This window comes from Hyphomonas sp., from assembly GCF_046313975.1.
Classification (GTDB): Bacteria; Pseudomonadota; Alphaproteobacteria; order Caulobacterales; family Hyphomonadaceae; genus Hyphomonas.
The window spans coordinates 55,444-75,998 of sequence record NZ_JBKBXB010000011.1; the positions used below are offsets into that span (position 1 = coordinate 55,444).

The window sequence follows — 20,555 nt, forward strand, 5'->3', positions numbered from 1 at the left end:
ATTTGTTGATGCATAACGCGGGTTGGGGAAAGCTGCGCAAGACTGACTGGACCCCTGCCTTCGCAGGGGTCTGAGGAGAGGGCAGAAGCAAGGAGAGCGAGGAGTTTGGTTCGCTCGCGTGTTTGTATTGGCGGTTTGCCGGTCGTTACAGCCGATTCCAGCTTTTTACAGGTTTGTATCAGTTCACCGGGCCGGTCACGCGGGTGATCGGGATGGTGTAGTGGCGGGCGCAGAACTGGCAGTCGATGGCGAGGGTGCCGTCGGGCTCGACCAGGTCGTGCAGGGAGGCGTCCGGCATCTGGCGCAGGGTCTGGACCAGGCGGTCCTCATTGCAGGTGCAATGGTCGGTGACCGGCACGCCGTCTTCGAGACGCACGCCCTGTTCGTGGAACAGGCGATAGAGGAGTTCGGTGGCCGGCAGCGCCGGATCGGAGAGTTCCGCCGGGGTGAGCGTCGCGAACAGGGCCTCGGCTTCGCGCCAATGCTCTTCCGTGTCGCCGCGCGCATCATCGCCGGCGATTTTCTGGATCATCATGCCGCCGGCGATCCACTCGCCGCTGGCGGTTTCCTCGACCGAGAGGCGCACGCGGCTCAGCACCTGTTCCGACATCGCGAAATAATCCTCCGCACACTGAGCAAGCGTTCCCTTGGTCAGCGGCACGACGCCCTGATAGGGCTGGATGTTGGGATTGTCCTGGATCAGGATCAGGCCGAGACGGCCCGTGCGCCCGAAGAGCTGGGGCATGTGGGGCGCCTTGCCCTTGTTGATCCGGTCGAGCGTGGCCCAGGCCTCGGCATCATAACGGGCATAGCCGCGCACGCCGCCGGAGGTGGAATATTCCCCGACCAGCATGCGCACGACGCCGTCATCGGCCTCGGCCTGCACGAGGATGCGGCCATCGAATTTCAGAGACGAGCCGACGAGCGCCGCCAGCGCCACCGCCTGGCCCAGCAGGCTGGCGAGATGGGCCGGATAGTCGTGGCGCGCGAGGATCGGGGCGATGGAGCCCGCCGACATGCGCACGATGCGGCCCCGCACGGCGCGGCCTTCGATCTGGAAACTGGAGGCGAAATCGCCGGTGGAATGGGCGGGATGGGTCATGTCGGACTGTCCGGGCGGGCCTGTCGGAGGCGGGTCAAGGCGCCCCATGTGGCAGCGGGGCGGCCGTATCGCAAGGGGCGGGCTGCGGCCCCTATTTGCCGAGGCACCAGCGCAGGATGGCCTTCTGGGCGTGGAGGCGGTTTTCGGCTTCGTCGAGCACGAGGCTGGCGGGGCCGTCGATGACTTCCTCGTCGACTTCCTCGCCGCGGTGGGCAGGCAGGCAGTGCAGGAATTTCGCGCCGGGATTGGCGAGACCCATCAGCTCCTGCGTCACCGCGAAAGGCTCGAGGATTTCGAGGCGGCGTTCGGCGTCCATGTCGCCCATCGAGACGAACGTGTCGGCGATCACGACATCGGCGCCGGCCACGGCTTCCTCGGCGGTGTTGAAGAGATCGATCCGGCCCTGCAGTTCGGTTGCGATTTCCAGATCGTCCTCATCCGGAGCATAGCGCTGAGGCGTGCCGATGGCGAGCGAGAAGCCGAATTTCGGCGCGGCGTGGATGAAGCTGGCGCAGACATTGTTGCCGTCACCGAGCCAGGCGAGGCGGGCGCCCTTGAGCGTCAGGCCGTGCTCTTCCAGCGTCATCAGGTCCGCCATGATCTGGCAGGGGTGCGAGCGGTCCGACAGGCCGTTGATCACCGGCACGCCGGAAGCTTCGGAGAAGACTTCGATGTCGGTGTGATCATTGGCGCGGATCATCACGGCATCGACATAGCGGGAAAGGACGCGGGCGGTGTCTTCGATTGTCTCGCCGCGGCCGAGCTGCATGTCAGAGGCGACAGTGGTGATCGACGAGCCGCCGAGCTGGCGCATCGCCATGTCGAAGGAGAAGCGCGTGCGGGTGGAGGCCTTCTCGAAGATCATCGCCAGCGTGTGGCCTTCAAGCGGCGCGCCGGCATCGACGCGGCCCTTCGGCCAGCCGGCGCGGGCCTTCTTCATGCGGTGGGCCTCGTCGAGAATTGCGCGCAGCTCGCTGCGCTCGATCGGCCAGAGATCGATGAAGTGGCGGATATCCATGGGCCCTGCCCCCGCAAAAATAAGCGCGCCGCATAGCGCGATTGGAGGCCCCTGTCATCCGCGTTCTGATGACAGGGGAATGACAAGGCCCCGGCGGGCGGGTGCCTGCCGGGGCCGGAGGTTAAAGAGAGGAAACTGGCGCCGGGCCAGGGGGGAGGAACGGTAATGCCCGGTTCCGGACGCCAGCCCCTCTCCTCCCGGGGAGGGAGAGGGCTCGCGCCCGTCAGGCGCGTTTGACCACGCGGATGACGAGCAGCAGGATCACCGCGCCGAGCGTGGCGTGAACGATGGAGCCGAGGATGCCGCCGCCGAGGCTGATGTTCAGCGCCGGGAAGATCAGGCCGGCGACAAAGGCGCCGACGATGCCGACGACAATATTGCCGACAATGCCGAAGCCATAGCCCTTGACGAGCACGCCGGCGAGCCAGCCGGCAACGGCGCCGATAAGAAGGAAGATCAGGAGGCTTTCGATAGTCATTTCTTTTCTCCTTGCCCGTGCGCGGGCTCCTGACGAGCCTCGCTTCTGAATGGGTAAGGCAAACTGGCCACCCCTTCGGGGCGAGAATGCGGCCATTCCCGGGCCTTCTTTAAACTACATATTTGTAATGAATCGGGGCTTTGAAACGCAGGCTGCAGCAGGCGCAACAGGATGACGGGAAAAGGAATTTTCGCCGTGCAGCCGGTTGCGTCATGGTTCAGCGAAAGCTAGCTTCCGGATCTGGAAACTGGGAGACATTCATGATCCGGCGCGCCCTTGCCCCGCTCACCCTTGCCGCCCTCATGGCCCCTGCGGCAGCGGCGGAAACGCCCCCCGCCTTCAGCCCCGAGCCGGTGATGTGCGCGGCGCTTTATCTGACGACCTTCATTCCCGAAGGCGGCTCCCTGTTTGGCGGCAATGAAGCAGATATCGACTTCCCGGCACGTGTCACGCAAATCGAGGAAGACTACGGTGTCTATTTTGAAGAGGTCGACTATTTTGCCGACGGGATTTCGAATGGCCGGTATGGCAAGATCAACACGGCCCGGAGAGCGGCCATGCTGATCGCCTGCGACCACGCGTTTGGTTTCGACCCGGTTCTCGCCCCGGCGGAGTGAGGTGCGGCTCAGAAGCCGTAGGCGCGTTCGACCTTGCCGACGCGGATATGGTAAGCGGAATAGAAGGCCTCGCGGCCGCGCTTCTGGGCGGCCATGTGCTCGGCATTCTGCTTCCAGGTGCGCACCGCCTCTTCGCTGTCCCAGTAGCAGACGGTGATCTCCGCCCCGCCTTCGCCCTGCGCGGTTTCGTAGCCGAGGAAGCCGGGGCTCTCGCGCATCAGCTTGTTCATGCGGGCGGCGGTTTCGGCATATTCCTCCGGTTCGCGGCCGGAGAAGACGGCGGAAAAGATGACCACCCAGTAGGGCGGCGGGGGTGTCCGGGCGATCATGGCGGGCGGCTCCGTCAAAAAACCGTTGTGGCTGAGGGGTAAGGACCCTATCTGGCACGCCTGTTAACAAAGCGCCCGCTGGAAAGCACTGCCAAACTTCCCTAGAAGCACGCCAACCCTTCAACGATTTGCCGGAGTTCAAGCCCCGACATGGATAACGTCCTCATCATTGGCGCCGGCGCGGCCGGCTCTGTCGTCGCCAAGAAATGCGCGATGGACCGCGACACGTTCAAGCACATCACGCTGGCCTCGCGCCGCATCGAGAGCTGCGAGAAGGTGGCGAAGGATTGCGTGACGCCGATCGAGATTGCGCAGGTGGACGCCGATGACGTGGCCGCGACTGTGGCGCTGATCCGCAAGGTGAAGCCGGACCTCGTGATCAACATGGCCCTGCCCTATCAGGACCTGCCGATCATGGATGCCTGCCTTGAGGCGGGCACGAACTATCTGGACACAGCGAACTATGAGCCGCGCGAAGTGGCGAAGTTCGAATACAGCTGGCAGTGGGCCTATCAGGACAAGTTCAAGGCCGCTGGCCTCACCGCCATTCTCGGCTGCGGCTTTGATCCCGGCGTCTCCAACATCTGGTGCGCCTATGCGCAGGAGCACCTGTTCGACGAGATCGACTATATCGACATCGTGGACTGCAATGCCGGCGACCATGGCAAGACCTTCGCGACGAACTTCAACCCGGAGATCAACCTGCGCGAAGTGACGCAGGACGGCAAATACTGGAAGAATGGCGAGTGGATCGAGATCCCGGCCCTCAGCATCAAGACGATGGTGGATTATCCCGAAGTCGGCCCGCGCGCCTCCTACCTCATCTATCATGAGGAAGAGGAAAGCCTTGTGAAGAACATCAAGGGCCTGAAGCAGATCCGCTTCTGGATGACCTTTGGCGAGCAGTACATCAAGCACCTCGAAGTGTTCAAATCCATCGGGCTGATCTCGCTCGAGCCGATCAAGCACAAGGGGATGGACATCGTGCCGATGGAATTCCTGCGCGACCTGCTGCCCGCCCCGTCCTCGCTCGCCGAAGGCTATTCAGGAAAAACGAGCATCGGCGTGATCATCCGGGGCCGGAAGGATGGGAAAGAGATCGCCAAGATGCTCTATAACGTCTGTGACCATGCGGAGACGAACCGCGAAGTCGGCGCGCAGGCGGTGAGCTACACCACCGGCGTGCCGCCGGTGTCGGGCGCGGCGATGTTCTTCCGCGGCATCTGGAAAGGCCCGGGCGTGTTCAACGTTGAGGAATTCCCGTCGGCCCCGTTCCTTGAAGACGTGGCCAAACGCGGCCTGCCGACGACGATCATCGACATCAAGCCGGGCGATCAGGACCCGTTGTTCGCGGTGAAGACCTGAGCCCTGTAAATCCGCTTATCCCGGCGAAAGCCGGGATCCAGAGCGGCAGATGAATTGACTTTGGCACTGGATCCCGGCTTTCGCCGGGATGAGCGGAAAAAAATGAACTCCATACAAACCCCCTGCTTCGTCCTCGATGCCGCGCGCCTCCGGAAAAACCTGGAGACGGCGAAGCGCGTGCGCGAGGAGGCAGGCTGCAAGGTGCTGCTCGCGACCAAGGCGTTTGCGATGCCGGCAGCGTTCCCGCTGATGCGCGATTACCTCGATGGCACGACGGCCAGCGGCGAGCATGAGGCGATCATGGGCGCGGAGGAGTTCGGCAAGGAAGTTCACGTCTATTCGCCCGCCTACACCGAAGATGAAGTCCGCAGGCTGACGAAAGTGGCGCAGCATATTTATTTCAATTCAGCCGAGCAGCTGGGCCGGTTTGGCGATATCGCCCGCGATGCGGGCGCATATGTCGGCCTGCGGGTGAACCCCGGCTATTCCAATGCGACGCTGGGCGGGGACCTTTATAATCCCACCGCGCCGACAAGCCGGTTCGGCGAAGTTCCGTCAAAGCTCGCTCAGGTGAACTGGAGCGGCGTGGACATTTTCCATGTCCACGCGCTGTGCGAGAGCCTGCACGAGGGATCAGTCGGCCTGATCGAGGCGGTTTCGGAAAAGTTTGCGCCCTATCTGGAACAGGTAAAGGCGGTGAATTTCGGCGGCGGGCATTTCCTCAACAAGCCGGGCTATGATGTCGATGCACTGATTGCGGCGATCAAGAAATTCAAGGCCCGCTTCGGCATCGAAGTGATCCTTGAGCCGGGCGCGGGTCTCGTGGTGAACACCGGCGAGTTGCATGCGACCGTGCTGGCGCTGCACTGGAACGAGATGGACCTTGCCATTCTCGATGCTTCCGCATCCACCCATATGCCGGACGTTCTGGAAGTGCCCTACCGCCCCGATGTCATCGGCGCGGGCCAACCCGGAGAGCATCCGCATACCTACCGTTTCGGCGGCAAGACCTGCATGACCGGCGACGTGATCGGCGATTATTCCTTCGAGAAACCGATTGAGCCGGGCGACCGGGTGATCTTCACCGACCAGATGCATTACAGCTTCGTGAAGACGAACACGTTCAACGGAACGCCGCTCGCCAACCTCGCCATCCGCTGGGAGGATGGGCGCGTGGAACCGATTTCCGATTTCGGCTATGGCGAGTTCCGGCGCAGGCTGGGGCGCTAGTCTTCCTCGCCCAGAAGCCAGGGTTCCTTCTGCACGCGGAGCATGACCGCCATCCGGTTATCCACGCCGAGTTTGGCGAGCACGGCAGAGGCGTGATGCTCCACCGTGCGCTTGGAGAGAGCGAGCGTGTCGGAAATATCCTGATTGGAGAGGCCGGACGCCATGTGGCGCAGAACTTCCTGCTCGCGCGCGGTAAGGCCGAGGGGATGGTTGCGCGCCGCCTTGTAGGCGCCGCGCCGGGCGCGCGGCAAGGCCCGCGTATGGCCCAACTCAGCGGCGCGGCGGCGCCCGGCACTGACGGCCGCCCCCGCGCCCATCGTCTCCAGATCCTTCACCGCCGCCGCAATCATGGCTGCATCATCCGACTGCAGACGAACCAGCGCCGCCGCATAGGGCATGCCGAGCGCTTCCCATGCCTTGGCGGAGGCCGGATAGTCGCCGTCAAGTTCGCGCAGGAAGGGTTCGGGCAGGATATTGGTGCGCAGGTGCGCGGCGTCACGGCCGAGGCGCTTTGCCCAGATGGCACGCTCGCCAAGGTTCCAAGGATGGCGTTCATCCGAGGACAGAGCAAGCAGCGCATCCAGATGATCCTGCCCCGCGGCTGGATTGCCAGCGAGCCAGGCCTGCTCGATCAGCGACAGGCGTGCGGGCACGACATGCTGCAACTCGTCCGTCGCCATGCCATCGGTGAAGGCCTGTTCGAGCAGCGCGGCGGCATCCGGCAGGCCCATGCGCATGCGGGCGCGGGCCTTCACCAGCAATGCCGGCAGGCGCACGACCAGCGTCAGGCCGGGCCGCTCCATCACGCTGCGGGTGATCGCATCGGCGTCATGGATGCGCCCCTGCTCCAGCCGGAGCAGCGCGAGGCGGCCATAGAGATAATACGACCAGGCGTCGAGATCATGTTCTACATCGAAGGCGAGGCCTTCCTTGAGCATACGCTCGGCCAGATCGAACCGGCGGAACTCCACCGCATATTCGGACGTGTTGGTATAGGCGCGCGCGGCATGCTCGTGCAGGCCATGGGCAAGGGAAATGCGAAGGCTTTCTTCGAGGTAGGCTTCGCCTTCCGTCCGCCCACGGAACACCATGGCCGTGCCGATATTGTTGAGTGCATGCGCGCGCAGTTCCGGGTTCGGGAACTGCGCTTCCAGTTCCAGCGCCTTCTCGCCCCAGGCGATGGCGTCTTCCATCTGGTCATTCAGCATGTGCAGCTGAGAGCGCAGCGAATAGGCCATCGCCTGCTCCGCCGAGGGCGGCATGCTTTCCAGCACGCGGATGGCCTGGTCTGCGAACCGGCCCGCTTCCGGCGCCTCGCCGCGATACCAGTGCAGGCGCGACAGCCAGCGGAGGTTCTCGCCGACCTTGTCCTGCCGGCCGAGCAGGCGCCAGAGGGTGACGGCATGGCGGCGCGCGTCCAGCACCTCATCATCGATGCGGGCCGCGAGGGCGGCTTCGTAGGCCCATTTCTCGTAGAGGCTTGCGGCAAGCTCCGGCGGCGCCTCGTCGACAAAGCGCAGCGCGGTGCCAAGATGTCCCGCCGCTTCGCGGTGCGCGCCGGCGGCGGCGGCCCGGTCGGCCGCGCCGGGGGCGATTTCCAGAACCGCCGCGCCATCCAGCGCGCCCGCGGCGTGGTGCACCATCTGGTCGACATGCGCGGCTGAGCCAAGACGGCGGAGCGCCTCCAGAATGCGGGCATGCAGCGCGCGCCGGCGGGCCGCAGGAATACGGTCGAACGTGGCGAGGCGGGCGAGTTCATGGCGGAAGCGCAGGTCGCCCGAGGCAGAGGCCTGCAGCACGCCGCCCTCTGTCAGGGTACGGATCATGTCTTCCGACGAACCCGGCGCCAGCGCCGCTGCCAGCCCTGCCGGAACCGCCGCGGGAATCACGCTCAGCACTTCGAGAAAGTCGCGCGCCTCGCCGTCCAGACGCGACTGGCGCACGGTGACCGCTTCGCGCACCGAGGACGGCAGCGCCGCGGCGCCGGCCTGGCGGGCGGCCAGCATTTCGCTCACCTCGAAAGGGTTGCCGCTGGTCACCTGGAAAAGCCGCTCCGCCGGCAGGCCGGCACGGCGCGCCAGCTGGCCCACCGCCCTGGCCGAGAGCGGCGGTAGCTCGATCCGCGTCAGGCTGGTCTCCGGCAGGTCGGCGAGGGCCTGGCTGAGGGGATGATCCTCAGCGGTCTCGTTGGCCCTAAAGGTCAGCACGAGCAATACTGGCAGGAGCGAGATTCGCCGGCCAAGGAAGCGCAGAAGGTCGAGGGTCGCAAAGTCCGCCCAGTGCAGGTCTTCCCAGACCAGCACGAAGGGGTCCTTCCCGTTTGCCAGGGCGGCAAGCACAGCGGTGAACAGCGTCTGCCGGTCCGCCCTGGCCTCGAGATGGGCGGCGACCTCCGGGCCGAGAACGGGGGTGATGTCCTGCACCGGCCCGAGCGGGCGGGGCGTAAACAGTGCGTCGCAGCCGCCAAGCCCCGTGCGCCATTCAGGTCGGCCGGTGGCGAGAAACTTCCGGATCAGGGATGTCTTGCCGATACCGGCTTCGCCGGACACGAGCGCAATATGCCCCCTGCCCGCACCCGCGCGGTCTGCAAGCGCCCTCAGCGCTGCCAGCTGACTGTCCCGTTCGATCAGCAAGGCACTCGTTCCCCGCCGCAATCCGGCCCCTTTTCAGGGCCGCGCGGCTTTTCCTGCAAAAAGCTTAACCTTTGGAAATCTCAGGAAAAGGTGGAATTAACAGCATCTGAGGCGCGAAAATTAGGTATGCGCACGGAAGCGCCTGCCTCAAAGTCACCATAGTTTATTCCCTGCGGGTGTTGGGACGCACACGCTGGAATCCGGGGACAGGCGCTGCTCTCTCTGTCTGTCCCCGCTTCCTTTGCCCCAGACAGGACAGTCCGGACCGGCCTCACACCTCGTGCAGGGGCGGGCTGCGATCATTCGTCAGCGACGGTATCCGCGCGCGGGCGGCGGCGACTTCAGCGAGGTCGATCGCGGCCAGCAGGACCCCCGGCTCATCCCCCTTCAGTTCCGCGATCACGTCTCCCCAGGGCGAGACGATCAGCGAATGCCCGAAGGTTTCGCGGCCATCCTGATGCTTGCCGCCCTGCGCGGGGGCGATGACGAAACAGCCGGTCTCGATGGCGCGGGCGCGGATCAGCACGTGCCAGTGCGCCTCGCCGGTGACGCGGGTGAAGGCGGCGGGGAGGGTGAGGATATCGGCGCCCGCCTGCGCGAGGCGGCGGTAAAGGTGCGGGAAGCGCAGGTCGTAGCAGATGGTGAGGCCGAGTGTGCCGAAGGAGGTCTGTGCGAGCACGGCTTCCTCGCCGGGGCGATAGGCGCGCGACTCGCGGTAGGTCTGCCCGTCGCCGACTTCGACATCGAACATATGGATCTTGTCGTAGCGCGCGATCAGGCCGCCATCCGGGCCGATCAGGAAGGAGCGGTTGGCAAAACGCTCATCGCCTTCCAGCGCGATGGCGAGCGAGCCGATCAGTAGCGTAACGCCCAGTTCGGCGGCAAGCAGGCGGAAGGCGGGCAGGCTCTCATCCTCCGCCTCGCGCCGCACTTTTGCACGCGCCATCCCGGGGCGGATGTCGAGAAGGTTCGTCATCTCCGGGGTGGCGATGAAGCGGGCGCCCTGTGCCGCAGCTTCGCGGATCATTCCGGTTGCCGCCGCAAGGTTCGCCGCCGGCTCAGTGCCGGAGCGCATCTGGATACAGGCGGCGGTAAGCTTGGTCATGGTCAGTCCAGCTGCGGTGGCAGCAGGTCCTCGAGGAAATAGGCGGCGAGTTCGTTGCGCCCGGCGAGGCCGCTCTTGCGGTAAACGGAGCGGGCCTGTTCGCGAACGGTGCGTTCACTCGTCTTGCGCAGGTCGGCGACCTCCTGAAGCGACAGGCCCTTGAGCAGCAAGAGGCCGATTTCGGACTCGGCTTCGGACAGGCCCCAGGCCGTGAACTGGCGCGAGATGGCCGCGCCGAGACCCTGCACGATGGACCGGTTTTCAGCCTGCCAGCGCCGGGCATCCTGGCGGGCTTCGTTGAGCGCCCGGCTGAGATGGCTGATCCTCCAGGCGCCGAATCCGAGCCCCATGAAGGCCATGATCAGCTTGATGGTTTCGACGATCAGATGGCCCGGTGTCTCGCCGTTTACTATGTCGAGCACGATATCGAGCACGACAAAAACGGCAATCATTCCGAACAGGAAAATCGTGGCCCAGGAACCGCGGCGTTCGTTTACGTCATCTGACATGTATTGGACTTCAACCTCTTGATATTTAAGGACCCGTCAGATGACGGATAGATTGGTGATCAGACCGTGGTCATTCCACGACCTGACCTGCAGACAGACCACAAGCCCCGGACTCAAGCGGTTCCCACCTGCGTCCTATCCGGTGCTTGTTGGCCAGTTCTACCCAAACTGGCGTCCCCTTTGGTTCTGGCTGCAGGTCGTCACCTTCCCGCACGCAGAACCTTCAACCCGGCGCCCACTCCGCCAGGGCATTGTCGAGCGCGCCGACCGCTTCGCGGACGTCGGCTTCATTAATGATCAACGGCGGCGCAAGGCGCAGCACGTTGTTCCCGGCAACACCGACCAGCAGGCCGTTATCGCGGGCGATCCCCTGAAGGGTTTTCGGATCGGCCTTCAGCTTCAGGCCGGTCAGCAGGCCCTTCCCCGACACACCGTCCACCTTGTCCGGGTGCGTGTCGGCAAGGCTCTTCAGGCCCTGCGCGAGCGCGCCGGAAACGCGGCGGACTTCGGCGAGGAAGGCTTCGTCAGCAATGATGTCCCACACAACATTGCCGACGGCCATGGCGAGCGGATTGCCGCCATAGGTGGAGCCGTGGCTGCCGGGCTGCATCGGCGCGCCGACCGCCTCGGTCATCAGGCAGGCGCCGAACGGAAAGCCGCCGCCTATGCCCTTTGCGGCGCAAAGGATGTCCGGCTGCGCACCCTCGACCCATTCATGTGCCCAGAGCTTGCCCGTGCGGCCCATGCCGCACTGAACCTCGTCATAGATCAGCAGGATGCCGTTCGCATCGCACAGCTCGCGCAGACCCTTGATGCACTGTTCCGGCATGGCGCGCACGCCGCCTTCGCCCTGCACCGGCTCGACCAGCACGGCGGCTGCGGTCGGCTCGGCTGCGGCTTTCTTCAGGGCGTCATGATCACCCCATTCGAGGTGCACGAAGTTCGGCAGCTTGGGCCCGAAGCCTTCCAGGTATTTCGGATTGCCCCCGGCATTGATCGCTCCGATCGAGCGGCCATGGAAGGCGCCGGTGAAGGTGATGATATCGAGCCGCTCCGGGCGCTCGTTCGCCCAGTGATACTTGCGGGCGGCCTTGATGGCGCACTCGATCGCCTCGGTGCCGGAATTGGTGAAGAAGACGCGGTCAGCAAACGTGTCCCGGCAGATCTTGTCGGCGAGCTCTTCCTGCCCCTTCACGCGGAACATGTTGGACGTGTGCCAGAGCTTGCCGGCCTGGTCGCGCAGGGCCTCGACCATCGCCGGATGGGCATGGCCGAGCGCGTTGACCGCGATGCCAGCGATGAAGTCGAGATAGCGCCGGCCATCCTCGGTGAAGAGGTGGACGCCCTCGCCCTGCACGAACACTTCCTCCGGCGGGCGATAGACGGGAAGAATATGCTGGCGCGGGTCCGCTGGGGCGGTCTGATCGTTCATCGGTGGCTCCGGGGGTGTCGGTCTGCGCCACGGATGCGGCGGGCCGGACCTCAAGTCAACACAGGCCTTGGATTACGTCGAATTAATCAACGGGATGATCGAAAAACAATAATATCGCTTGACGCTTATCGATATGCATTTATTGTTATTCGTGAAGACGGGTTCCGGCCAGCAGGATGCTCCAACGCCCCTCGACTTCCCCTGAAGTCTTGCTGAACCGGAACCCGGACTTCACCCTCAGACAGCTGATCGTTGGCCGCAATGTGGCGTGAGATCAGCAGCTGCAGAGAAGACAATCCCGGAATGAAAACAACGGCCCGGAATTAAAAAGAGGCGCAGCACCGAGTCCGGCCAGCTGCGCCTCTCCACCGTTTGCAGCGTTTCCTCCCAGAAACTTGCCTATCCATACGGCAACGAATCCGGACTTGTGTCAAGAATGTGTCGAAATATTTTTTCAGGATTAGTGATCCGCCCCGGAAATTGCCCGTAGAAGCGCGGTTTTTGCGGCCTCCGCAGCCGCCGGCCAGGCGGCTTTCAGGGACTGGGCGAGGCTCGCCTGGCTGCTCAGGATGACCCCATCGGAGAGAATCTTGAGACCGTTTGCCCGCAGGGTTGCGCCGGTCGTCGTGATGTCAACGATGACATCGGCGGTACCGGTCGACGGGGCCGCTTCGGTCGCCCCCGCGCTCTCGACGAGGCGGTATTCGCCGACCGATTTCTGCGCAAAGTAGCGCCGCGTCAGCCGGAGGTATTTCGTGGCGACCCGCAGGCGGCGGTGATGCGCCTTGCGGAAGGCGGCGCCGGCGGCTTCGAGGTCCGCCATCGTATCAACATCCAGCCAGGCCTGCGGCACGGCGACGACGACATCGGCCGGGCCGAAACCGAGGCGCTGGACGACGCGGAAATCTTCCGGGCCGTCGGGGGAGAGATCGTAGAGCAGGTCTTCGCCGGTGACGCCGAAATGCAGGCTGCCTTCGATCAGGCCTTCGGCAATCTCGCGGGCGGAGAGGAGGCGCACTTCGGCGTCCAGCCCTTCGATCTCTGCCGTGTAGCCGCGCTCGCCCCCGATTTGGCGGACGGGATGGCCGATGCCGGCGAGCCAGGCTTCGGTCTGTTCCTTGAGGCGGCCCTTGGACGGGATGGCAAGCGTGAAGCGGGTCATGCACTCCTCCGGACACGGATCATACGGTCGGGGCGCACGACGCCGCCGATGCCGGTGGCGGAAACGCGCGCGCCGGAAAGCCCGGCGATGAGACCGTCATAGCGGCCACCGGCTGCGACGGGCTGCGCGGGCGTGAGACCGTCTGCCAGGATTTCGAAGACGAACCCGTCATAATAGGTGAAACGCCGGCCGAAGCCGGAGCGGAACGTGGCCGTGCGCCGGGCGGAGCCAGCGCGGGAGAGGATGGCCTCGACGCGCGCTGCGAAAGCCTCCAGTGCGTCCCCTGCCCCGGTGAGCCCGTGGCTGTTTGCAAGTGCGCCGAGAATGCCGGGTGCATCGGCGAGCGGACACTCCACCTCACGCAGGGCGAGAATGGCCGCGCGCGCTTCGACAGGCAGGCCGCCGGCGGCGATGGCAGCGCGCTTGGCGTTCAGACCACTGACGATTTCCGCAAGGCTGCGCCCACCGGCCAGCGGGATGCTGCGCGCGGTGAGCAGCGCTTGCAGCGCGCCTTCAGGCTCAGCCGCGTCGAGCACGGCGAGAACCTCCGGCTCCAGCGGATGGGCGGCGGCGTCCAGCACGGCGCGTACGCCGCCTTCCTGGCGGAAGGCGCGCTTGAGAAGATCCGTGGAAACAGAGGGCAAACCAAGCGCGTCGATGAAGGCCGGGAAGATCGCAAGGTCGCCCGTGACGATGGATGAGGGCCGCACGCCGCAGGCTTCGACCGCGCGGTGCACGAGCGCGAACAGCTCAGCGTCTGCCTCCGGCGCGCGGGCATAGCCGAAACGCTCGAGGCCAACCTGCGTGAACTCGAACGGATCATCCGGCGCCGCCGGCAAGCGGAATGCGCGGGCGGCATAGGTGTAGGTTTTGGCGGATGCGCCCTCGGCGCCGAGCCGCGCGGCTTCGCGCTGCGCCACCGGCAGCGTCAGGTCCGGGCGCATCACCATCTCGGCGCCGCGATTGTCCGTGAACACACAAAGGCGCGCGCGCACGACTTCGCCGGAAAGCTCCAGCGGAATGTCGGCGGGCATCACATAGTCAGGGTCTATCGGCGTGCCGCCGGCGGCTTCGAACACCGCGCGCGCAACCGCCACAAGGGCGTCGTGGTTCATCGATGCGCCTCGACGATCTTGCGGATGGCCGCGACCATTTCCGCGCGCGGCACCTCGATCTGGCCGGGGCGGGCTTCCCGGTATTCCTCGTTGGAGGCGATGGCTTTTGCCTGCTGCGCCCCGATCTCGAGATCCTTGATCGTGACGGTGCCTTTGGCGATCTCGTCGCCGCCGACGATGACGACGGCGGGCGAGGACCGCCGGTCAGCATATTTCATCTGCGGGCGCATGCCGGAGGCGCCCATATAGGCTTCGGCGCGGATGCCGCCGCGGCGGAGTTCAGCGGCGAGGCCGAGCGCGATGCCGGGATTGTCCTTGTCCAGATTAAGTACGACCACGGGTCCGTCGAGTTTGGTCCCCTCCCCCAGGATGGCAAGCGCGGCGGCAAGGCGCGAGATGCCGATGGAGAAGCCGGTGGCGGGCACGCGCTCTCCCGTGAAGCGGGCGACGAGATCGTCATACCGCCCGCCGCCGCCGATGGAGCCGATGCGGTAGGTCTTGCCATCTTCGCCGGTCACTTCGCGCAGCAGCTCGGCCTCGAAGACAGGGCCGGTATAATATTCCAATCCTCTGACCACGGAGGGATCGATCTTCACATCATCCTCCGGCGCGCCGAGCGCTTCAAGGGCGAGCGCAATGGCTTCCAGTTCGGCAAGGCCGGCCTTGCCTTCTTCGGTGAAGCCCGCGGCCTTGGCGAGATTGGCGAGCGTCACGGCGCGCGTGGCGGCGCCCGCTTCGGCGAAGGCAAGCACGCGCTTCACTTCGTCCGCGCCGAGGCCTGCGCCTTTCGTATAGTCGCCGCTCTCATCCTTGCGCCCCGCGCCGAGGAGGTCGGCCACGCCGGAGGGCCCAAGCCGGTCGAGCTTGTCGAGCGCGCGCAGGATGGTGAGGCGGGTTTCAGGCTTGTCCGCGCCGACAGAGTCGAGCACGCCATTGAGCAGGCGCCGCGTGTTCACGCGCACGACGAACTCGCCGTCCTTCATGCCGACGGCGCGCAGCGCTTTGGCGCCCATCGCGATCATCTCGGCATCGGCATGAAAGCCGGGCGCGCCGACCGTGTCGGCGTCGCATTGCCAGAATTCCCGGAAGCGGCCGGGGCCGGGTTTCTCGTTGCGCCAGACCGGGCCGGCGGCATAGCGGCGGAACGGGCGGCCGAGCATCTGGCCTTGCTCCGCTACGAAACGGGCGAGCGGGGCGGTGAGATCGTAGCGCAGGGCAATCCACTGTTCGTCATCATCCTGTAGCGAGAAGACGCCGGCATTCGGGCGGTCGTCATCGGGCAGGAACTTGCCGAGCGCGTCGGCATATTCGAAGGCGCCGGTGTCGAAGGCTTCGAAGCCCCACTGGCGGTAGACCGAGGTGACCGTCTCCACGAGCCGGGCCTGGGCCTGGATCAGCCCTTCCCGCTTGTCGGGAAAGCCGCGCGGCTTGCGGGCGAGGTCCTTGCCGCTGAGGGGCTGGGTGTCCTTGGTGCTCATGGCGTCAGTCCGTGTCCTGTGTGTCGGCCCGGTCCGCATAGAGGCAGGCGGCCGGATTGGGAAGGCAACATGCCGGCTGGGCGCGCCCGGGGCGGCCTGCTCGTCTGGATCGGTTCTCGGAAGGAGGAACACTTTTCAGAGGCGCAGCCGGACCGGTTCGCGCCTCGCCGGCGCGTCATGCGTGATGATGGTGGTGGTGCAGAGCGGTGTTCATGGCCGCGCGGATACTGAGGCGGGCGGGGAAAGTCAACTGAAGCCGGATTAAACGGGCCTTGAAGCCTGGATGCTTGATGAGCGCAGCAAATCGGCTAGTCATCTGTCAACCGGGCTTCGTGGGCGCCCGGTCAGGCGGCGCGCCGCCCAAGCCCCACTCGATGGCCTGTGGCCCAGAGTGTGGAGACTGACCGATGACTGCCCCAACCCCTTCCCTGCGAGACCTGACCGCGGCGAGCTTCCGGATCGGATGCCTCGGCTTTGGCGGCCCGGCCGGGCAGATTGCCCTGATGCACCGCATCTTCGTCGACGAGAAGAAATGGATCGGCGAGGACGAATACCTGCACGCCCTGAACTACTGCATGCTGCTGCCAGGACCGGAAGCGCAGCAGCTGGCGACCTATGCCGGCTGGCGGCTGCACGGGGTCTTGGGCGGGGTGATCGCAGGCGCGCTGTTCGTGCTGCCGGGCGCCCTCATCGTGTTCGGCCTGACTTGGCTTTATGCCACGCTCGGGACGACGCCGATCGTAGCGGCGCTGTTCTATGGCATCAAGGCAGCGGTGATCGGCTTCATCCTCGAAGCGCTCTGGAAGGTCGGCAAGCGGGCGCTGAAGACGGTTAGCGATGTGGCGCTGGCGCTGCTCGCCTTCTTGGGCTTGTTCCTGTTTGCCCTGCCCTTCCCGCTGGTGATTGCGGCAGCCGCCGCGATTGGCCTTGCACGGAGTTTTGCGGCAGCGCCAATGGCGGGCGAGGCGCCGAAGGCAGCAGCTCCAGAGGTGGGGAAATCTTTTGCCACGGCGCTCGGCTGGGCAGCGGTCTGGTTTGCGCCGGTCATCTCGGCGTTCGTGATGCTCGGGCCGGATCATGTGCTGACGCGGGTGGGCGTCCTGTTCTCGAAACTGGCGGTCGTCACCTTCGGCGGCGCGTATACCGTGCTCGCCTATCTGCAGCAGCAGGCGGTGGAGGCCGAAGGCTGGCTGACAGCACCGCAGATGATCGATGGCCTTGGCCTTGCCGAGACGACGCCGGGACCGCTGGTGCTGGTGAACCAGTTCGTCGGTTTCATGGCCGGCTGGGACGCCGATGGCGGCGGGCTGGTGCTGGCGATTGCGGCGGCGGCCATGGCGAGCTGGTGCACCTTTGCCCCTTCCTTCGTGTGGATCTTCGCCGGGGCGCCCTTCTCCGAATCGCTGAGGCGCAGCCGGTTCGCCAAGGGCATACTGGCTGCGATCACCGCGGCAGTGTTCGGGATCATCGCCAAGATCGCGGTCGCGTTCGGGCTGGCGGTGCTGTTTCCGGCGGGTGGATTTGATCCGTTCTCGGCGCTGATTGCGGTGGGGGCGGCGATTGCGCTCATACGGTTCAAGGCGAATATCGTGGGAGTCGTGATTGCCTGCGCGCTGGCAGGTCTCTTGCGCCTTGCCCTGCCGGGAGCCGCTTGACGGCCAACGCCGTTGCCCTAGTTTGCGCGCGTCAACTGGAACCGGGCCCCTCTGGCGATTGCGGCGGCAATCGCGATGTCGGATCCCCCTACGGACTTCGCGCGGACGCGGCGCACCTTTCCGGACCTGTCCTTTCCAATGCCTGACTTCATGACCGTGGACTATGCGGGCCAGCCCTTGTGGCTGTGGGCCGGCTTTCTCTGTTTCATCCTCTTCCTGCTCTGGGTCGATCTTGGCCTGCTGAACCGCAAGGACGCGATCGTCTCGCCGAAGAAGAGCGCGATGATGTGGGCGGGCTTTGCCTCGCTCGCCGTCGCCTTCGGGTTCTACATCTGGTACTTCTACGAGCCGGACCCGCAATTCTACAATGATCCCACGAACCTGAAGCAGCAGGCGGTGATCCAGTACGCGACCGGCTACCTGCTCGAGACCGCGCTCGCCTTCGACAATATCTTCGTCATCGGCATGGTGTTCACCTTCTTCGCCGTGCCGCGTGAATACCAGCACCGGGTGCTGTTCTGGGGCATCATCGGCGCGATTGTTTTCCGGGGGATTTTCATCTCGCTGGGCGCGGCGGTGGTGAACGAGTTCACCTGGGTGCTCTACTTCTTCGCGGCCTTCCTGATCTTCACCGGCGGCAAGATGCTGTTCTCGGGCGGCGGGGATGATGACGATGAGGACATGGATCTCGCAAAGAACCCGGTGCTGCGCTTCCTCAAGAAACGCCTGCGGGTGACGGACACGATCGAGAACCACAATTTCGTCGTGCGCCGGCCGCATCCGCGCACCGGCAAGATGGTGCTGTTCGCAACGCCGCTCTTGCTCTGCCTGCTGATGGTCGAGATTGTCGACATCATCTTTGCGGTCGACTCGGTGCCGGCGATCTTCGCGGTGACACGCGACCCGTTCATTGTCTACACCTCGAACATCTTCGCCATTCTCGGCCTGCGCTCGATGTATTTCATGCTGTCAGCGGCCATTGCGCGATTCAAGTACCTGAAATACGGGCTGTCGCTGGTGCTGGTGCTGATCGGGCTGAAGATCTTCTGGAACTTCCTGTTCTACAAGCAGCTGCACCTTGTACCTTATCTCGAACCGCAATGGTCGCTGATGCTGACCGTCCTGTTCCTCGGCGGCGCGATCCTGTTCTCGCTGTGGAAGACAGGCGTGGATGCGAAGACGGCGCAGGGCGGCTGAGCGCCCGTCAGGCGCGGACGAAGGGCTTCATCTGTCCTTCGTCCCGCCGCGGGATGATCTTGAAAATGCCGGTGCCGCGCATCAGGGTTTTCTCGCCAGTCCAGATGCGGCCTTCTACGGTGATCACATCGTCCTGCCGGCCGACGACGCGGCCGTCGCCTTCGACGAAGCTGCCGAGCGGGGCGCCGGCGAGGAAATCGCAGAGCAGGCGGACGGTGACCCACCAGGTGTCCTCGTCCTTCTCCACTGCCCCGCCCCAGGCCATGTCGGCGAAGGTCATCAGCATGCCGCCATGGGCGTTGAGCATGCCGTTGGTGTGATACTCCTCCACCCGGAAGGCACGGGTCAGGTGGCCGTTCTCGCGTTTCTCGAACAGCGGTCCGATCTGGCGGCCGAAGCCCCGGTGCCAGGCGAGCTGGGTGTAGCCGGGCGGGAGTTCGGTAGTCTGGTAGCGGTTGAAATCGTCGGTCATGGGCCGGGGGCATAAACCCGCCGGGCGCCTGACTGCAAGATGTGCCTTGAAATTGCCATGCAAGCCGGGAAATCCTTTGCTCATGGTCCGGGCTGCACTCTCCCTCGTTCTGATTGCATCCACCCTTGCCGCGCCGGCGCTGGCCGAGCCGCGCGCCCGCGACAATCCGCTGGTCACCTCCTCGGTGCTGAGCGCGCGGGAACCGCTGGACGCCTGCGGCGGGCGGGACCTGCTGGATGCGGTCGTGCCGGACGGGCCGTTCCTGGAGGCCTGCAAGTTCCACGATGCCTGCTACCGCTCCGCCTCGCTCGATCAGGGCGTGTGCGATGCCGATTTCCTGCATGACATGCGCGAGGCCTGCGACACGAGGTATCCGGTGCCGGACCGGGCCGGGAAGAATGCGGCCTGCCAGGTGGCGGCCTATACCTATTACCGCGCGGTCAATTCGCGCTTCGGCTCGATGCTCTATCCGGGCGGGATGACCGACGGCCAAATCGGGCGCACTGTGCAGACCGTGAGCGCGGGCCTTGGCGGCACGCCGCACCTCCAGGCGTGCGCGGATGTTCGCAATGCCTCGAACCGGAAGCTGCGCTATTTCCTCGCGCTGCATGATGCGAAGGGCCAGTGGGTGGCGACCGCGCCGGGGATGACCTCGCTGACGCTGCAGCCGGGCGAAGTGCGCGAGCTGTGCGTGGGAACCGGCGTCTCCTGGTTCCGCAGCGCGGAGAATATCGGCGCGGCCTATGCGCTGACCCTGAAGGCGGATGATCCGTCTACGCTCAATCCCTTTGGCGACCTGATCGATGTCGACCGGGTGGACTGCACGCTGGCCTCGGGCGCGTGCCTGCGGGTGGGACGGTAAGGTTTTTTCTTCTTGCTCGGTGCTGTTCGCGGGCTGAAGCCCGCGGCACCGGCGCGCTTCGCTTTGCTCGTGGGATTGCCAGGTTCTGAGCGCAGCACGATTGGCCGGACGCGGGGGGTTCCCGGCCGGTTTGTTTTTCCTGAACTCGATTTCCTGTCATCCCGGCGAAAGCCGGAACCCAGACTTGAGGCGATGCGCGAGGCGGCCTTTGGGTCCCGGCGTCCGCCAGTATGAGCGGATGGAAGCTAGGATGTATCGATGAAGGAGAGGGCAGAGGTCCCCTCCGTCAGCCTGCTACGCCAGAGGCTTCGCAGGCCGCCACCTCCCCCGCTACGCGGTGGAGGATTGGGGATCATCGCGAGCGTTTCGCTTGCGGCGAGTACGACAAGTTTGACCGGTGCGCGCGTTGACCAGCGGGGATCATCCCAGCGGGGTTTCTCGAGGACGTAGGGTTTGTAGGCTGAGGGGTCCGGTGTCTTCTCGCCCATGAAGGCGGGGTAGACGTAGCCCCATCTTGTGGTGGCGAGCATCACGTTTTCGTAGCCGCAGTGATCGAACCAGAGGAAGATGCAGTTGAGGGACCACCAGAGGATCGGCCAGCAGAGCGGATGCACGTGCCGGAAGAGCGGCGCGAAGTGGGGATCACATCTGAGCTGGCGCATGGAGATCATGGGCGGGAGCATAACCCCGTGCGCGGGGGTGTAGCGTTGGGTTTCTGATCTTTCTGCTTCGGGCTTTGATCCGTATGGGGATTTTTTCCGTTTGGCCTGATTTGCTGATGCATAAGGGGGCGGTG

19 protein-coding genes are annotated in these 20,555 nt (G+C 65.0%); 6 read left to right on the forward strand and 13 right to left on the reverse strand.

The window, feature by feature from the left end; all coding sequences use genetic code 11:
* Positions 1–178: 178 nt before the first annotated feature.
* The 3 genes from ACK4TE_RS06075 to ACK4TE_RS06085 all read right to left on the reverse strand — a co-directional run bounded on the left by ACK4TE_RS06075 (position 179) and on the right by ACK4TE_RS06085 (position 2,598).
* Positions 179–1,102: an Hsp33 family molecular chaperone HslO gene (locus tag ACK4TE_RS06075; protein ID WP_409910595.1), complete on the reverse strand. Its 924-nt coding sequence runs from the start codon at positions 1,100–1,102 to the stop codon at positions 179–181.
* A 91-nt stretch (positions 1,103–1,193) separates the two neighbouring features.
* Positions 1,194–2,120 carry an ornithine carbamoyltransferase gene (argF, locus tag ACK4TE_RS06080; RefSeq protein WP_409910596.1) on the reverse strand — a complete coding sequence of 309 codons (927 nt, stop codon included), beginning with the start codon at positions 2,118–2,120 and terminating at the stop codon, positions 1,194–1,196.
* A 223-nt stretch (positions 2,121–2,343) separates the two neighbouring features.
* A complete protein-coding gene (locus ACK4TE_RS06085) occupies positions 2,344–2,598 on the reverse strand; it encodes a GlsB/YeaQ/YmgE family stress response membrane protein (protein ID WP_409910597.1) in 255 nt (84 codons plus the stop codon).
* A gap of 260 nt (positions 2,599–2,858) precedes the next feature.
* Between ACK4TE_RS06085 and ACK4TE_RS06090 the strand changes: the two genes are divergently transcribed.
* Positions 2,859–3,215 (forward strand): hypothetical protein, encoded by a 357-nt coding sequence (locus ACK4TE_RS06090; RefSeq protein WP_409910598.1) that lies wholly within the window; start codon positions 2,859–2,861, stop codon positions 3,213–3,215.
* 8 nt (positions 3,216–3,223) lie between these two features.
* On the opposite strand, the gene ACK4TE_RS06095 is transcribed toward ACK4TE_RS06090, so the two are convergent.
* Complete coding sequence (locus tag ACK4TE_RS06095) at positions 3,224–3,544, reverse strand: antibiotic biosynthesis monooxygenase family protein (protein WP_409910599.1); 321 nt, start codon at positions 3,542–3,544, stop codon at positions 3,224–3,226.
* A 150-nt stretch (positions 3,545–3,694) separates the two neighbouring features.
* Between ACK4TE_RS06095 and ACK4TE_RS06100 the strand changes: the two genes are divergently transcribed.
* Both ACK4TE_RS06100 and nspC read left to right on the forward strand, forming a co-directional pair.
* On the forward strand, positions 3,695–4,909 hold the full coding sequence (locus ACK4TE_RS06100; RefSeq protein WP_409910600.1) for a saccharopine dehydrogenase family protein: 1,215 nt from the start codon (positions 3,695–3,697) through the stop codon (positions 4,907–4,909).
* Between the two features lie 102 nt (positions 4,910–5,011).
* A complete protein-coding gene (gene nspC, locus ACK4TE_RS06105) occupies positions 5,012–6,139 on the forward strand; it encodes a carboxynorspermidine decarboxylase (RefSeq protein ID WP_409910601.1) in 1,128 nt (375 codons plus the stop codon).
* Here the strand turns inward: nspC and ACK4TE_RS06110 are convergent.
* The 7 genes from ACK4TE_RS06110 to hisS all read right to left on the reverse strand — a co-directional run bounded on the left by ACK4TE_RS06110 (position 6,136) and on the right by hisS (position 15,573).
* The gene (locus tag ACK4TE_RS06110; RefSeq protein ID WP_409910602.1) at positions 6,136–8,772 is read right to left on the reverse strand and encodes an ATP-binding protein; all 2,637 of its coding nucleotides are present in this window, start codon (positions 8,770–8,772) and stop codon (positions 6,136–6,138) included. The two genes, nspC and ACK4TE_RS06110, sit on opposite strands and share 4 nt — an antisense overlap.
* A 271-nt stretch (positions 8,773–9,043) precedes the next feature.
* Complete coding sequence (locus ACK4TE_RS06115; RefSeq protein ID WP_409910603.1) at positions 9,044–9,877, reverse strand: carbon-nitrogen hydrolase family protein; 834 nt, start codon at positions 9,875–9,877, stop codon at positions 9,044–9,046.
* Between the two features lie 2 nt (positions 9,878–9,879).
* Complete coding sequence (locus ACK4TE_RS06120) at positions 9,880–10,386, reverse strand: hypothetical protein (RefSeq protein WP_409910604.1); 507 nt, start codon at positions 10,384–10,386, stop codon at positions 9,880–9,882.
* A 223-nt stretch (positions 10,387–10,609) separates the two neighbouring features.
* Entirely contained in the window at positions 10,610–11,818 is a 1,209-nt protein-coding gene (locus ACK4TE_RS06125) for an aspartate aminotransferase family protein (RefSeq protein ID WP_409910605.1), read from the reverse strand.
* Between the two features lie 460 nt (positions 11,819–12,278).
* Positions 12,279–12,980: an ATP phosphoribosyltransferase gene (hisG, locus tag ACK4TE_RS06130; RefSeq protein WP_409910606.1), complete on the reverse strand. Its 702-nt coding sequence runs from the start codon at positions 12,978–12,980 to the stop codon at positions 12,279–12,281.
* Positions 12,977–14,095: an ATP phosphoribosyltransferase regulatory subunit gene (locus tag ACK4TE_RS06135; protein WP_409910607.1), complete on the reverse strand. Its 1,119-nt coding sequence runs from the start codon at positions 14,093–14,095 to the stop codon at positions 12,977–12,979. Before ACK4TE_RS06135 ends, hisG begins: the two co-directional genes overlap by 4 nt.
* A complete protein-coding gene (gene hisS / locus ACK4TE_RS06140) occupies positions 14,092–15,573 on the reverse strand; it encodes a histidine--tRNA ligase (protein WP_409910608.1) in 1,482 nt (493 codons plus the stop codon). The genes ACK4TE_RS06135 and hisS overlap by 4 nt, the downstream gene beginning before the upstream one ends.
* Positions 15,574–15,980: 407 nt before the next feature.
* Here hisS and chrA point away from each other — a divergent pair, with 407 nt between their 5' ends.
* Both chrA and ACK4TE_RS06150 read left to right on the forward strand, forming a co-directional pair.
* A complete protein-coding gene (gene chrA, locus ACK4TE_RS06145; protein WP_409910609.1) occupies positions 15,981–17,228 on the forward strand; it encodes a chromate efflux transporter in 1,248 nt (415 codons plus the stop codon).
* A 138-nt stretch (positions 17,229–17,366) separates the two neighbouring features.
* On the forward strand, positions 17,367–18,425 hold the full coding sequence (locus tag ACK4TE_RS06150; protein WP_409910610.1) for a TerC family protein: 1,059 nt from the start codon (positions 17,367–17,369) through the stop codon (positions 18,423–18,425).
* A gap of 7 nt (positions 18,426–18,432) precedes the next feature.
* Here ACK4TE_RS06150 and ACK4TE_RS06155 read toward each other — a convergent pair whose 3' ends face one another.
* Positions 18,433–18,897: a PaaI family thioesterase gene (locus tag ACK4TE_RS06155; protein ID WP_409910611.1), complete on the reverse strand. Its 465-nt coding sequence runs from the start codon at positions 18,895–18,897 to the stop codon at positions 18,433–18,435.
* A gap of 82 nt (positions 18,898–18,979) precedes the next feature.
* Between ACK4TE_RS06155 and ACK4TE_RS06160 the strand changes: the two genes are divergently transcribed.
* The gene (locus ACK4TE_RS06160) at positions 18,980–19,759 is read left to right on the forward strand and encodes a hypothetical protein (protein ID WP_409910612.1); all 780 of its coding nucleotides are present in this window, start codon (positions 18,980–18,982) and stop codon (positions 19,757–19,759) included.
* Between the two features lie 245 nt (positions 19,760–20,004).
* Here ACK4TE_RS06160 and ACK4TE_RS06165 read toward each other — a convergent pair whose 3' ends face one another.
* The gene (locus tag ACK4TE_RS06165) at positions 20,005–20,421 is read right to left on the reverse strand and encodes a hypothetical protein (protein ID WP_409910613.1); all 417 of its coding nucleotides are present in this window, start codon (positions 20,419–20,421) and stop codon (positions 20,005–20,007) included.
* Positions 20,422–20,555: the final 134 nt, after the last annotated feature.